At 72.1% G+C, this 13,819-nt stretch carries 11 protein-coding genes; 10 read left to right on the top strand and 1 reads right to left on the bottom strand.

The genetic code is table 11. The features are described from left to right. Nucleotides 1-65 precede the first annotated feature (65 nt). Complete coding sequence (gene glgP, locus FIV44_RS25225) at nt 66-2,651, top strand: alpha-glucan family phosphorylase (RefSeq protein WP_141006849.1); 2,586 nt, start codon at nt 66-68, stop codon at nt 2,649-2,651. 117 nt (nt 2,652-2,768) lie between these two features. Here glgP and glgX read toward each other — a convergent pair whose 3' ends face one another. Further along, entirely contained in the window at nt 2,769-4,868 is a 2,100-nt protein-coding gene (gene glgX / locus FIV44_RS25230) for a glycogen debranching protein GlgX (protein ID WP_141006850.1), read from the bottom strand. Nucleotides 4,869-4,981: 113 nt separating this feature from the next. On the opposite strand from glgX, the gene FIV44_RS25235 reads away from it, so the two are divergent. The 9 genes from FIV44_RS25235 to FIV44_RS25280 all read left to right on the top strand — a co-directional run bounded on the left by FIV44_RS25235 (nt 4,982) and on the right by FIV44_RS25280 (nt 13,793). Then, entirely contained in the window at nt 4,982-5,767 is a 786-nt protein-coding gene (locus FIV44_RS25235; RefSeq protein ID WP_141006851.1) for an enoyl-CoA hydratase/isomerase family protein, read from the top strand. 2 nt (nt 5,768-5,769) lie between these two features. Continuing rightward, on the top strand, nt 5,770-6,147 hold the full coding sequence (locus FIV44_RS25240; RefSeq protein ID WP_246086610.1) for a hypothetical protein: 378 nt from the start codon (nt 5,770-5,772) through the stop codon (nt 6,145-6,147). Between the two features lie 143 nt (nt 6,148-6,290). Further along, nucleotides 6,291-7,091, top strand: a complete 801-nt coding sequence (locus FIV44_RS25245; protein WP_141006852.1) for an electron transfer flavoprotein subunit beta/FixA family protein — start codon at nt 6,291-6,293, stop codon at nt 7,089-7,091. Between the two features lie 12 nt (nt 7,092-7,103). Beyond that, nucleotides 7,104-8,066 carry an electron transfer flavoprotein subunit alpha/FixB family protein gene (locus FIV44_RS25250; protein WP_141006853.1) on the top strand — a complete coding sequence of 321 codons (963 nt, stop codon included), beginning with the start codon at nt 7,104-7,106 and terminating at the stop codon, nt 8,064-8,066. A gap of 210 nt (nt 8,067-8,276) precedes the next feature. Continuing rightward, nucleotides 8,277-8,915 carry a hypothetical protein gene (locus FIV44_RS25255; protein WP_141006854.1) on the top strand — a complete coding sequence of 213 codons (639 nt, stop codon included), beginning with the start codon at nt 8,277-8,279 and terminating at the stop codon, nt 8,913-8,915. Nucleotides 8,916-9,118: 203 nt separating this feature from the next. Next, complete coding sequence (locus FIV44_RS25265; protein ID WP_181410818.1) at nt 9,119-10,459, top strand: phospholipase D-like domain-containing protein; 1,341 nt, start codon at nt 9,119-9,121, stop codon at nt 10,457-10,459. Between the two features lie 28 nt (nt 10,460-10,487). Next, nucleotides 10,488-11,738, top strand: coding sequence for a glutamate-5-semialdehyde dehydrogenase (locus FIV44_RS25270; RefSeq protein ID WP_141006857.1), 1,251 nt, complete (start codon nt 10,488-10,490; stop codon nt 11,736-11,738). Between the two features lie 949 nt (nt 11,739-12,687). Further along, nucleotides 12,688-13,335, top strand: a complete 648-nt coding sequence (locus FIV44_RS25275; protein WP_141006858.1) for a CDP-alcohol phosphatidyltransferase family protein — start codon at nt 12,688-12,690, stop codon at nt 13,333-13,335. After that, entirely contained in the window at nt 13,332-13,793 is a 462-nt protein-coding gene (locus FIV44_RS25280; protein ID WP_141006859.1) for a YqaA family protein, read from the top strand. Before FIV44_RS25275 ends, FIV44_RS25280 begins: the two co-directional genes overlap by 4 nt. Nucleotides 13,794-13,819: the final 26 nt, after the last annotated feature.

A 13,819-nucleotide genomic window follows, 5' to 3' on the forward strand; every position in this document is an offset into this window, starting at 1 on the left:
GCCTCCCGCGAGGTCGGACGGACCCGCTATTGGATCGTTCAAGTCCGATTGGCTACCGTCGGTCCATGCGTGCGATCCGGAGGTTCACGGTCCGCCCCGTCCTGCCCGACGCGCTCGCCTCGCTGGGTGAGCTCGCCGCCAACCTGCGCTGGTCGTGGCACCCGCCGACCCAGGCGCTCTTCGAGGCGGTCGACCCCGCCCGGTGGCGGGAGGTCGGCCACGACCCGGTGCGCCTGCTCGGCGAGGTGAGCGCCGAGCGCTGGGCCGAGCTGGTCGCCGACGAGGACTACGTACGACGCGTCGCGGACGTGCGCGCCGACCTGGCGTCGTACCTCGCCGAGGACCGGTGGTACCAGCGCGCCCAGGCCGCCGAGCCGGACCGCATCTGGCCGGCGTCGATCGCGTACTTCTCTCCGGAGTACGGCATCACCGCCGTGCTGCCGCAGTATTCCGGCGGCCTCGGCATCCTCGCCGGCGACCACCTCAAGGCCGCCAGCGACCTGGGCGTGCCGATCGTGGGCGTGGGGCTGCTCTACCGGCACGGCTACTTCAAGCAGGCGCTCTCGCGCGACGGCTGGCAGCAGGAGAGCTACCCGGTCCTCGACCCCGACGGGCTGCCGCTGTCGCTGCTCCACGAGCCCGACGGCAGCCGTACGACGATCGCGATCCGGATGCCCGACGGCCCGGACCTGCTGGCCCGGGTCTTCGTGGCCGGCGTCGGCCGGGTGCCGCTGCTGCTGCTCGACACCGACCTCGAGGAGAACCCCGAGGCCTACCGGCTGATCACCGACCGGCTCTACGGCGGCAACACCGAGCACCGGCTGCGCCAGGAGCTGCTCCTCGGCGTCGGCGGCGTGCGGGCCCTGCGCGCGTACTCCCGGATCGCCGGCGCGCCCGCACCCGAGGTCTTCCACACCAACGAGGGCCACGCCGGCTTCCTCGGCGTGGAGCGGATCCGCGAGCTCACCGCCGACGGCGACGTGGACTTCGCCACCGCCCTGGAGGCCGGTCGCGCGTCGACCGTCTTCACCACCCACACGCCGGTGCCGGCGGGTATCGACCGGTTCCCGCGGACGCTGGTCGAGCAGTACCTCGGCGAGCACGGCGCCACGCCCGGCGTACCCGTCGACCAGGTGCTCGCGCTCGGCGCCGAGGACTACGACGGCGGCGACCCGGGCGTCTTCAACATGGCGGTCATGGGCTTCCGCCTGGCCCAGCGCGCCAACGGCGTGTCCCAGCTCCACGGCCACGTCAGCCGCGGCATGTTCAACGGGCTGTGGCCGGCCTTCGACGAGGCGGAGGTGCCGATCACCTCGATCACCAACGGCGTGCACGCGCCCACGTGGGTCGCGCCCGAGGTCGCCGCCCTCGCGCAGGCACAGGGCGCGGACTACGACGGCGACGACGCCGCCGCGTTCTGGGCCGCCTTCGACAAGGTGCCCGGTTCCGACGTGTGGCGCACCAAGCGGCTGCTGCGCGAGCGGCTGGTCGACGACGCCCGCCGCCGGCTGCGCAAGTCCTGGGAGAAGCGCGGCGCCTCGCCCGCCGAGCTCGGCTGGATCGACGACGCCCTCGACCCCGACGTGCTGACGATCGGCTTCGCGCGCCGGGTGCCGTCGTACAAGCGACTCACGCTGATGCTGCGCGATCCGGAGCGGCTCAAGGCGCTGCTGCTGCACCCCGAGCGCCCGGTGCAGCTCGTCGTCGCCGGCAAGGCGCACCCGGCCGACGACGGCGGCAAGCGGCTGATCCAGGAGCTGGTCCGCTTCGCCGACGCCGAGGACGTGCGGCACCGGATCGTGTTCCTGCCCAACTACGACATCGCGCTCGCGCAGCCGCTGTACCCCGGCTGCGACGTGTGGCTCAACAACCCGCTGCGGCCCTACGAGGCCTGCGGTACGTCGGGCATGAAGGCCGCGCTCAACGGCGGCCTCAACCTGTCCATCCTCGACGGCTGGTGGGACGAGTGGTACGAGCCGGAGTTCGGCTGGCCGATCCCGTCCGCCGACGGTCTGGAGGACTACTCCGACAAGCGCGACGACCTCGAGGCCGCCGCCCTCTACGACCTGATCGAGAACGAGGTCGCGCCGCGGTTCTACGACCACGACCACGAGGGCGTCCCCGCCGGCTGGGTCGAGATGCTTCGCGCCACCTGGGCGAACCTCGGGCCCAAGGTGCTCGCCACCCGGATGGTCCGCGACTACGTCGAGCAGCTCTACGCCCCCGCCGCCCGCAACGCCCGGGCGCTGGCCGCCGTCGAGAACGGCGCCCGCGATCTCGCCTCCTGGAAGGCCCGCGTCCGCTCCGCCTGGGAGGGCGTCCGGGTCGAGCACGTCGAGGCCGAGGGCATCGGCGACGTCGCCGAGGTCGGTGCCGTCCTCCGCGTCCGCTCCTATGTCGCCCTCGGCGAGCTGTCCCCGCACGACGTCGAGGTCCAGCTCGTCCACGGCCGGGTCGACGCCGAGGACGAGATCGTCGCCGCGTCCGTCGTACCGCTGTCGCTGGTCGAGTCGTACGACGGCGGCCGCCACCGCTTCGACGGCGAGGTCGCCCTCGGCCGCTCCGGCCCCTTCGGCTACACCGTCCGGGTCCTCCCCGCCAACCCGCTGCTCGTCGCTCCCGCCGAGCTCGGCGTGGTCGCCCTGGCCTAGCCCGACCCGGCTCATCCTTACCCGCGAATGACGCCGACCCGGCGCGTCCTTACCTGTAGGCAGGTAAGGACGCGCCGGGTCGGCGCAACTCTGAGGTAAGGATGAGCCGGGTCGGCGTCAGACGGGGGCCTCCTGCATGACCACCACGCTGCGGGCGCCGATCGCCACGACCCCGCCGACCTCGACCCGGGTGCCGTCGGGCAGCCCGGGGTCCGTGGACAGCACGACCGTGCCGGAGCGGACCCAGTCGTTGTCGGGCAGGTGTACGTCGATCGGGTCGGCGCCGGCGTGGAACCAGATCAGGAAGGACGCGTCGATCTGCTGCTCCCCGCGCGGACCCGGCTCGCGCAGGGGCTTGCCGGAGACGAACATCCCGATCGTCCGCAGCGCGGGGTCGTACCAGTCGTCGTCGGTCATCTCGCGGCCGGAGGGGTGCAGCCAGGCGAGGTCCTTGGGGCCGCCGACGATGGCGGGCCGGCCCTCGAACCAGTGCCGCTGGCGCAGCGCGTGGTGCTCGCGCCGGAGCCGGAGCGCCGCGCGGGTCACCTCGTAGACGTCCAACCAGGCCCCAGGCTCGCCGTCGGCGCGCCAGTCGACCCAGGAGATCTCGTTGTCCTGGCAGTAGGCGTTGTTGTTGCCGCGCTGGGTCCGCCCGCGCTCGTCGCCGGCGGTGAGCATGGGCACGCCGTTGGAGAGGCACAGGGTGGCCATCAGGTTCGCCGCCTGCCGCCGGCGCAGCGCCACGATCGACGCGTCGGAGGCCTCGCCCTCCACGCCGTGGTTCCACGAACGGTTGTTGTCGGTGCCGTCGCGGTTGTCCTCGCCGTTGTCCTCGTTGTGCTTGTGGTCGTACGACACCAGGTCGCGGACGGTGAAGCCGTCGTGGGCGGTGACGAAGTTGACCGAGTTGTACGCCGAGCGGCCGTCGTCGGCGTACAGGTCCGAGGACCCGGCGAGCCGGGTGGCGACGGCGTGGGTGCCGTCGGAGTGGCCGCGCCAGAAGTCGCGGATCGTGTCGCGGTACTGGTCGTTCCACTCCACCCACGGCGGCGGCATCTTGCCGACGAGATAGCCGTCCATCGAGGTGTCCCACGGCTCGGCGATCAGCTTCACGTGCCGCAGCACGGGGTCCTGCCCGATCGCGATGAGCAGCCTGCAGGCCATGTCGACCGGGATGCCGTCGTCGCCCGCGGTCCGGGTCAGCGCCGACATCAGGTCGAACCGGAACCCGTCGACGTGCATCTCGGTCACCCAGTACCGCAGCGAGTCCAGGATCAGCCGCAGCGCCAGCGGGTCCTCGGAGTTCACCGTGTTGCCGCAGCCGGTGACGTCCCAGTACGCGTCGTCGTACCCCTCCTCCGACGGGACCCGGCGGTAGAACCCGCGGTCGTCCAGCCCCCGGAAGGAGTACGTCGGGCCCTCGGGCCCCGCCTCGGCCGTGTGGTTGTAGACGACGTCGAGGATCACCTCGAGCCCGGCGGCGTGCAGCGAGCGCACCAGCTGCTTGAACTCCGCGACCTGGCCGCCCCGGTCGCCCGAGGAGGAGTACGACGCGTCGGGGGCGAAGTAGCTGATCGGGTTGTAGCCCCAGTAGTTCACGGTCCCGCGCTCCACCAGCGCGGGCTCGGAGAAGAACTGCTGGACGGGCAGCAGCTCGACGGCGGTGACGCCGAGGTCCTGGAGGTACTCCGTCACGACCGGGTGCCCCAGCCCGGCGTACGTGCCCCGGAGCTCCTCGGGGATCCGGTCGTGCAGCTTCGTGAACCCCTTGACGTGCAGCTCGTAGATCACCGTGTCGCGCCAGCGCCGCCGCATCGGCGCGTCGTCGCCCCAGTCGAACGCCGGGTCGACGACCACGCTCTGCGCGGCCCCGGCCGTGCCGGCGACGGCGAGGCCGTACGGGTCGAGCAGCAGGGTGTCGGGGTCGAACCGCAGCCCGTCCTCGGGCTCCCACGGTCCGTCGACCCGGAAGCCGTAGCGGGTGCCGGGGGAGACGTCGGGGACGGCGCCGTGCCAGATGCCGAGGGACTGCTCGGTCAGCGGCAGCCGCCGCTCGCCCGCCTCGTCGTCGTACAGGCACAGCCAGACGCCGGTGGCAGCGGGCGCGTACACCGCGAAGTTCGTCGACTCGGGGGACCACGTCGCCCCGAGCGGCCAGTTGCGTCCCGGCCACACGGGTGCGCGCTCGCCGAGGGTGCGCCAGAGGCCGGGGGTCACCCGCCCCATTGTGCCCAATGGGCGGGTTCAGGTGACCGCACGGGTGCGGGCGCGGCAGAATGCGGGACGGGGGTCCAGGGCCATGGGGCCGGAGCCGAGACGAGAGGGAGCAGATGACCGCGGAGTTCGTGCGCCTGGAGGTAGCCGACGGGGTCGGGACCATCCGGCTCGACCGACCCAAGGCGATGAACGCGATCAGCATCCAGGTCCAGGACGAGCTGGCGCTCGCCGCGGCCGAGGCCACGGACCGCGGCGACATCCGCGCCGTCGTCCTCTGGGGCGGCGAGAAGGTGTTCGCCGCCGGCAACGACGTCAAGGAGATGGCGTCCATGTCCTACACCGACATGGTCGACCGGGTCGAGAAGCTGCAGCACGCCGTGAACGCGATCGCCCGGATCCCCAAGCCGGTCGTCGCCGCCATCAACGGCTACGCCCTCGGCGGCGGCTGCGAGCTCACCCTCGCCGCCGACGTGCGCTTCGCCGCCGACAGCGCCGTGCTCGGCCAGCCGGAGATCCTCCTCGGCATCATCCCGGGAGCCGGCGGCACCCAGCGGCTGCCCCGCCTGGTCGGGCCCAGCAAGGCCAAGGACCTCCTCTACACCGGTCGCTTCGTGAAGGCCGACGAGGCGCTCGCGATCGGCCTCGTCGACCGGGTGGTCCCGGCCGCCGACGTGTACGCCGAGGCGGTGGCGTGGGCGTCGACGTTCGCCACCGCCGCGCCGTACGCCCTGCGGGCGATCAAGGAGTCCGTGGACCGCGGTCTCGAGGTCGACCTCGAGACCGGCCTGCAGATCGAGCGGCACAGCTTCACCGCGATCTTCGCCACCGAGGACAGCCGCACCGGCATGCAGTCCTTCATCGAGAACGGGCCGGGCAAGGCCACCTTCGAGGGGCGGTAGCGGTGAGCGACGACAAGAGGGCCGAGAAGGGCGCGGACCCGGCGGCGGACGCGCCGGCCCGGCCGAGCCGGGCGCTGGTCACCGCGCGGGTGCGCGACAACATCGCCCGCGTCGTGTGGATCCTGTGCATGGCCTTCGCGCTGATCCTCGCCGTCGCGGCGTTCACCTACGCGCTCGAGGCCAACCCGGACAACGGCCTGGTCAAGCTGGCGCGCGACCTCGCCGACGTCTTCGACCTCGGCTTCTTCGACCTCGACAACCCGGTCAAGGCGTTCGAGGGCAAGAACGCCGTGGTGAAGACCGCGCTGTTCAACTACGGTCTCGCCTCGGTGGTCTACCTCGTGGTCGGTCGAGTGCTGGAGCGGATCATCCGCCCGTGACCGACGCCACGTGGACCAGGGTGCCGCCGTTCGTGACCGGGCGGTAGCCTGCGAGACGCTGTCCTCAGTGGACCAGAGTTGCTCCCTGCCCGAGACGCGGCAGGGCTCACGTTGCACAGGAAGGGGCCGGTCCGGCCACAACCATGACTCTCTCCAATATCGTCGTCCTTGTGAAGTACGTCCCCGATGCCACGGGTGACCGGAAGTTCGAGGCGGACAACACCGTCGACCGCGTCGGCGTCGACGGGCTCCTCTCGGAGCTCGACGAGTACGCCGTCGAGCAGGCCCTGCAGATCAAGGAGAAGCGCGCGGACGAGGAGATCACCGTCACCGCGCTGACCGTGGGCCCGGCCGAGGCCGAGGCCGCCGTCCGCAAGGCGCTGCAGATGGGTGCCGACAAGGCCGTCCACGTGCAGGACGACGCGATCGCCGGCTCGGACGCCGTGGCGACGTCGCTGGTGCTCGCCAAGGCGATCGAGAAGATCGGCGTCCCGGAGCTGATCGTCGGCGGCCTCGCGTCGACCGACGGCGGCCTGAGCGTCGTACCGGCGATGCTGGCCGAGCGCCTCGGCCTGCCCCAGGTCACCCTGGCGTCCGTGGTCGAGACGCAGGGCGACCAGGTCCGGATCAAGCGGGACGGCGACACCGCCACCGAGGTCATCGGCGGCACCCTGCCGCTGGTGCTGTCGGTCACCGACCAGTCGGGCGAGGCGCGCTACCCGTCGTTCAAGGGCATCATGGCCGCGAAGAAGAAGCCGCTCGAGGCGCTGACCCTCGCCGACATCGGCGTGGACGCCTCCGAGGTCGGCCTCGACGCCGCGTGGACCACGGTCGAGAGCGTGACCGCCCGGCCGCCGCGGACCGCCGGCGAGATCGTCAAGGACGAGGACGGCTCGGGCGCCACTGCGCTGGTCGAGTTCCTCGCGTCGAAGAAGTTCATCTGAGGAGCCTGATCCATGTCTGAAGTTCTCGTTCTGGTCGACCACGTCGACGGCGCGGTCCGCAAGCCCACCTACGAGCTGCTCGCGATCGCCAAGCGCATCGGCTCCCCGTCGGCCGTCTTCATCGGCGGCGCCGACAAGGCCGACGCCGTGGCCGAGGCCGTCAAGGGCTACGGCGCCGACAAGGTGTACGTCGTCGACGACGCCGAGATCAAGGGCTACCTCGTGGCCCCCAAGGCCGAGGTGCTGCAGCAGATCGCCGAGCAGGCCTCGCCCGCCGCGATCCTGATCCCCGCCTCCGCCGAGGGCAAGGAGATCGCCGGCCGCCTCGCGATCAAGCTCTCCTCGGGCCTGATCACCGACGCCGTCGACGTCCAGGTGAGCGGCAGCGACATCGTCACCACCCAGTCGGTCTTCGCCGGCAACTTCACCGTCGACGCCAAGGTCACCCAGGGCACGCCGATCATCGCGGTCAAGCCCAACGCCGCCGCGCCGGAGGAGGGCGCCGGGGCCGGCGCCGTCGAGCAGTTCGCCGCGACCATCTCCGACGCCGCCAAGACCGCCCAGATCGTCGCCGCGCAGCCGCGCCAGGCCACCGGGCGCCCCGAGCTGACCGAGGCCGCGATCGTGGTCTCCGGCGGCCGTGGCACCGGCGGCGACTTCACCGCGGTCGAGGGCCTCGCCGACGCGCTCGGTGCCGCCGTCGGCGCCTCGCGTGCCGCCGTCGACTCCGGCTGGAAGCCGCACACCTTCCAGGTCGGCCAGACCGGCAAGGTCGTCTCCCCGCAGCTGTACGTCGCCAACGGCATCTCCGGCGCCATCCAGCACCGCGCCGGCATGCAGACCTCGAAGACCATCGTGGCCGTCAACAAGGACGAGGAGGCCCCGATCTTCGAGCTCGTCGACTTCGGCGTCGTGGGCGACCTCCACAGCGTCCTCCCGGCCGTGACCGCCGAGATCGAGAAGCGCAAGGGCTGAGTCCGTCTGCTCACCCGCCTGCGGGACGTCGTACTCCGGTGCGGCGTCCCGCAGCCTTTTTTCGCGACGCCCGGTCGGCCGAAAACACTGCGGTTTGGTCCCAAACCGCAACAATTCCGGCCCGAGACGTGCAGTCTCTGCCCAATTGCAACACGTTCTCGCGCCGCGTGCGGGGTCGCCGCGAGGCGCCCACTGCGAGATCATCTGCGGATGAGTGAGGAGGAGCGACCGCCCCGCGCGGCCGACGCCGGCGACGATGCGGACGAGCTCGGCGCCGCGGCTGGGGCGTTCGACCTCGAGGACCCGCTCGCGCTCGCCTTCGCCCTCCGGGAGCTGGGCGACCGCGACGCGGCGCTCGCCGCCGCCGAGCGGTCCGCGGCCACCGGCGACCGGACCGCGGCCGCGGTCGTCGCCTGCTGGCGCTGGTGCACGTCGTGGGACCCGGCGCTCGAGCCCGACCTCCGCGCCGGTGCCGAGCACTTCCCCTCGGCCCGCGGGGACCTCGCCGAGCTGCTGATCCGGACCGATCGGGTCGACGAGGGGCGCGCGGTGCTGGAGCGGGGCATGCTGCTGGGTGAGGTCGAGAGCATGCTCCCGCTCGGGAACCTGTACGCCGACGTCCTCGGCGACGAGGCCGCCGCCGAGGCCGCCTACCGCGCAGGCGCCGAGCTGGGCGACGCCCACGCCCACCACAACCTGGCCGTGCTGCTCGACGAGCGGGGGACACCGACGCCGCCGTCGAGCACTTCCGCCTCGCCGCCGCCGGCGGGGACACGCTTGCCGCGCAGGCGCTGCGCGAGCTCGACGAGGAATGACCGGGGCGGACACCCGCCGAATCGGAGACACTGAGAGGTTCCGCCCGTAGGTGACGCCTGCTGCGCGCCGCGATGCACGCACGCTGGCGGCGTTGCGGCCGCTCGGAAGGCGATCCAGCCTGCCTTCGCGTCCAGGTCTGAACGAAGTGGCCTTTGCCATCGCACGCGCCTCGCGACGCTCGCGACGACGCCACCTACTGGCGGAACCTCTAAGTCCATTGGTTTAGTGTTCTTCGAGTGAAGACCGTCGCCATCGTCGTCCTCCTGCTGGCCGCCCTCGTCGGCGGACCGGTCCCCGCGGCCCCGGCCACCCCCGCCGCCCCGACCGGCCCGGCCGACACCCCGGCCGACACCCCGGCGCTGGCACCGGCACCCGCCCGCATCCCCGAGGACCCCTGGCTGCCGAGGGCGGGACCGGTCTTCAACAACCCGATGGGCGGGGTGAAGAAGCGGACCAAGGTGATCCGGCAGGTCAACAAGGCGATCAAGCACACCCCGCCGGGCGCCACGATCCGGATCGCGACGTACAACATCGACCGCCGCGACACCGCCCGGCTGCTGGTCAAGGCGCACAAGCGCGGGGTCAACGTGCAGATCGTCGTCAACGACAACCTGGTCGGCAAGGTGATCCGCGGGCTGCAGGCCAAGCTCGGCCGGAACCGCAAGGCCGGCAGCTTCCTGGTCATCTGCAAGGCCGCCTGCCGCAACGGCTCGCGGGTCGGCAACCTGCACATGAAGGTCCACTCCTTCAGCCAGGCCGGCGCGGCCCGATCGGTCGTCATCAGCAGCTCCAGCAATATCGGGTACGGCGCCGCCGCCGGCCAGTGGAACGACTCCTTCACGGTGTACGACGACGACGCGCTCTACGACGCCTGGTCGACGGTCTTCAACCAGCTCAAGCGCGACAAGGCGGTCAAGCCGCGGCACCTGGAGTACCGCAGCGATGTCGTCGGCATCGACTTCCAGCGGCTCTTCGGCCAGGGCCGCAGCCAGGTGCTGCTCCACAGGGCGGGCAAGGCGGGCAAGGACACCAACGACCCGCAGCTCAAGCGGCTGCGGAAGGTCGACTGCGTGGCTCCCGCCGGCACCGGCGACGGCAAGGGGCACACGGTGGTGCGGGTCAACATGTACGCCTGGTACGCGGGTCGCGGCGAGGCGCTCGCCCGCGAGCTGGCGTCGATGCGCCGGGAGGGTTGCGACATCGCCGTGGTGGGCTCGGTCGTCAGCGGCCCCGTCGTACGCATCCTGCAGAAGGCGGGCATCCCGATCCGGATCGCCGACTGGGACTGGGGGCAGAAGCTGTCGACGAGCGGGAAGGAGATGGTCCACGGGTCGCGCTGCTACTCCCACCTGAAGTACGTCACCGTCAACGGCACCTTCCGCGGCATCCCCGGCCAGGTCGTGTGGACCGGCTCGGAGAACTGGTCGCCGCCCGGCCTCAGCAGCGACGAGGTGACCTTCGAGATCCGCGATCCCGTCGCGGTCGCGGCGTACGACGCGCAGTGGCAGCGGATGTACGGCAGCAAGCGGATCACCCACAAGCCGGGTCCGCAGCCGAGGAGCCGCCCCTGTGCGTGACCGGGCGGCACGCTCCTATCCTTGACCCATGACTGCCGAGGTCGAGGTCCGCGAGGTCGCCCAGCGCGCCCGGGTCGCCAGCCGCTCGCTGGCGCTGGCGACGCGCGCCGAGAAGGACGCCACCCTGCACGCCATGGCCGACGCCCTGCTGGCGCGCGCCGACGAGATCCTCGCCGGCAACGCCGAGGACGTCGCCCGCGCCGAGGCCGACGGCACCCCGCCCAACATCATCGATCGGCTCCGGCTCACCGCCGACCGGCTCGAGGGCATGGCCCAGGGACTGCGCGACGTCGCCGGGCTGGCCGATCCGGTCGGCGAGGTGGTGCGCGGCAGCATCCTCGCCAACGGCCTGGAGCTGCGCCAGGTGCGGGTCCCGTTCGGCGTCGTCGGGATGATCTACGAGGCCCGGCCCAATGTGACCGCCGACGCCGCCGGCATCTGCCTGAAATCCGGCAACGCCGTCCTCCTGCGCGGCAGCTCCTCCGCGCGCTCGAGCAACGCCGCCATCGTCGCCGTGCTGCGCGACGCCGTCGCGGCGTCCGGCCTCGACCCCGACGTGGTGCAGCTCGTCCCCGGCGACTCGCACGACAGCGTCAAGGCGCTGATGCGCGCCCGGGGCCTGGTCGACGTGCTGATCCCGCGCGGCGGTGCCGGCCTGATCCAGTCGGTCGTCAACGACTCGACCGTCCCCGTGATCGAGACCGGCGTCGGCAACTGCCACGTGTACGTCGACCGGGCCGCCGACCTCGACAAGGCGGTCGCGATCGTCCTCAACGCCAAGACCCACCGCAGCAGCGTGTGCAACGCCGCGGAGTCGCTGCTCGTGCACGCCGACGTCGCGGAGGAGCTCCTGCCGCGGGTCGTCGCCGCGCTGCAGGAGGCCGGCGTGACCATCCACGGCGACGACGCCTTCGCCGGGTACGACGGCGTGCTGGCGGCCACCGACGAGGACTGGGCCCAGGAGTACCTCTCCCTCGACATCGCCGCCCGCGTCGTACCCGATCTCGACGCGGCGCTGGAGCACATCCGCACCTGGTCCAGCGGGCACACCGACGCGATCGTCACCGAGGACCAGGGCGCCGCGCGCCGATTCGTGGCGGAGGTCGACTCAGCCGCGGTGCTGGTCAACGCCTCCACGCGGTTCACCGACGGGGGCGAGTTCGGCTTCGGTGCCGAGATCGGCATCAGCACCCAGAAGCTGCACGCCCGCGGCCCGATGGGGCTGCCCGAGATGACGTCCACCAAGTACGTCGTCATCGGCGACGGCCACGTCCGCTGACGGCTCCGGGCCGAGGCGCGCCAGCCGCCACAGGCCCCACGCCATCGCGACGACGGCGACGAGCGACACGGTCACGGAGCCGATGCTGGGATGGGGCACCTCGCCGAGGACGAGGTACGCGAAGCCGAGCGTGAGCAGGCAGTTGACCACGTTGAGCGCCGGCATCGACGCGGACAGGCGCGCCGCGCGGTAGGCCAGCTGGTTGACCGCCACCCCGCCGACGCCGCAGGCGACGAGCGCCCAGCGGAGCTGGCCGGCCTCGATGAGCACCGACATCAGGCCGAACAGGACGCCGGAGGAGCAGCCCAGCAGGAAGCCCGCCGGACCGGGCTCGGTACGCCGCCCGCGACCGCCAGCAGCACGACCGCCGCCAGCGCGCCGGCGCCCACGGGCCCGAGCAGCGCGCCCGGGCGGGGGAGCGCGGGCCCTCGCGGGCGCCGGTCGCCAGCAGCAGCGCGGCGATCGCGAGCGCGGTGACCGCCACGGCGACCAGCTCGGCCCGGGTCGGGCGGCTCCGGGCCAGCGCCGCCCGGAGAGGGACCGCGAGCACGATGCCCAGGATCGCGATCGGCTGCACGAGCCCGATCGGACCGTGGTCGAGCGCGAGCACGTGGAAGGCGAACCCGATCGGGCCGAGCGTCGCCGCGAGCAGCCAGGCGACGGCAGGGGCGCGGCGGGCGGCGAGGTGCTGGGTCGAGGTCGACACCGCGGACGTCGCGGCGCTCGCGAGCGCGAACGCCACGGCGAGGAGGAGCACGGTGGCGACACTAGGTGGGGGAGGTGGACGGCCGGTGAATCCCCGGTACGCAGAGGCGTGGCCAGGGGATGGCGACGTCGCCAACGCCGCCAGCGCGCGTGCATCGTGGCGCGCAGCAGGCGCCATCCTCTGGCCACGCCTCTCAGGGGTCTGGCGTCCGGACAGTTCCCGAGGCGCGGTAGGTTTCGCGACATGGCAGGCTCCCCGGACCGGATCTACGCCGATCCCTCGGTCGAACGGCTCTTCACCGGGGCGACCATCATCACGTTCGTCCGCACGGTCATCACGATCGCGATCGCGGTGTGGGCGGCGTACGACGAGAGCCTGACCTGGATCGTCATCGGCCTGATCAGCTACTGGGTCGGCGACAGCATCGACGGCGAGTGGGCGCGCTGGCGCGACTGCGAGACCCGGATGGGCGCGGTCGTCGACATGATGTGCGACCGGCTCAGCTGCGGGGTCCTGTACGTCGGCCTGATCTGGCTGCAGCCCGGCGGCTGGATCAGCGACGAGCCGATGAGGTGGATCGGGATCCCGATCGCGATCTACCTCTTCGAGTTCATGGTCATCGACCTGTATCTCTCGCTCGCCTTCCTCGCCTGGCCGATCCGCAGCCCCAACTACTTCCACGTCATCGACCGCCGGATCTACCTGTGGAACTGGTCGCGCATCGGCAAGGCCGCCAACTCCGGGGCCTTCGCCGTGATCCTGCTCGTCAGCGGCTGGGTGTGGCTCGGGACCCTGATCGCGGTCGGGCTGCTGGTCCTCAAGTGCGTGTCGCTGCGCTGGCTGCTCCAGCTGGGCGTGCCGGTGCCCCCGCGTGAGGCCGCCGCGGCATGATCCTGTGGCTGACGACGTTCGCCTTCAGCATCGCGTCCGCCCTGATCCCCTTCCTGCCCATCGAGGTCTACATCCTCGGCGCCGGCACCGCCGAGCCCGGCGCGGCGGCCGCGATCTCCCTCGGCGTCGCCGCCGGCGCGGGCGCCACCATCGGCAAGATCATCTGGTACGAGGCCGCCCGCCGCGGAGCCGAGTCGGCGTGGGCCCAGAAGAAGCTCTCGAAGCCGAAGGTGCGGGCGTCGTACGAGAAGTGGGTGGCGCGGATGCACGGCCGTCCCTGGTACGCCGCCGGCATCATGTTCGTCGCCGCCTCGGCCGGCATCCCGCCCCTCCTCGCGATGGCCGCGGTCGGCGGCCTGCTCAAGATGCCGCTGTGGGTGTTCATCCCGACGGTCTTCCTCGGCCGCTCGGTCCGGTTCACGCTGCTCTTCCTCGGAGTGGACTTCGCCGTGCACTGACGCCGGGGCGGGGATCGGGCCGTCGG

The organism is Nocardioides humi (genome assembly GCF_006494775.1).
Lineage (GTDB): Bacteria > Actinomycetota > Actinomycetes > Propionibacteriales > Nocardioidaceae > Nocardioides > Nocardioides humi.

What these genes read in the sequence shown, in the direction of transcription:
- FIV44_RS25270 (WP_141006857.1), top strand. Translation starts at nt 10,488, where the DNA reads ATGACTGCCGAGGTCGAGGTCCGCGAGGTCGCCCAGCGCGCCCGGGTC.
- FIV44_RS25245 (WP_141006852.1), top strand. Translation starts at nt 6,291, where the DNA reads ATGACTCTCTCCAATATCGTCGTCCTTGTGAAGTACGTCCCCGATGCC.
- FIV44_RS25275 (WP_141006858.1), top strand. Translation starts at nt 12,688, where the DNA reads ATGGCAGGCTCCCCGGACCGGATCTACGCCGATCCCTCGGTCGAACGG.
- FIV44_RS25280 (WP_141006859.1), top strand. Translation starts at nt 13,332, where the DNA reads ATGATCCTGTGGCTGACGACGTTCGCCTTCAGCATCGCGTCCGCCCTG.
- glgP (WP_141006849.1), top strand. Translation starts at nt 66, where the DNA reads ATGCGTGCGATCCGGAGGTTCACGGTCCGCCCCGTCCTGCCCGACGCG.
- FIV44_RS25235 (WP_141006851.1), top strand. Translation starts at nt 4,982, where the DNA reads ATGACCGCGGAGTTCGTGCGCCTGGAGGTAGCCGACGGGGTCGGGACC.
- FIV44_RS25255 (WP_141006854.1), top strand. Translation starts at nt 8,277, where the DNA reads ATGAGTGAGGAGGAGCGACCGCCCCGCGCGGCCGACGCCGGCGACGAT.
- FIV44_RS25250 (WP_141006853.1), top strand. Translation starts at nt 7,104, where the DNA reads ATGTCTGAAGTTCTCGTTCTGGTCGACCACGTCGACGGCGCGGTCCGC.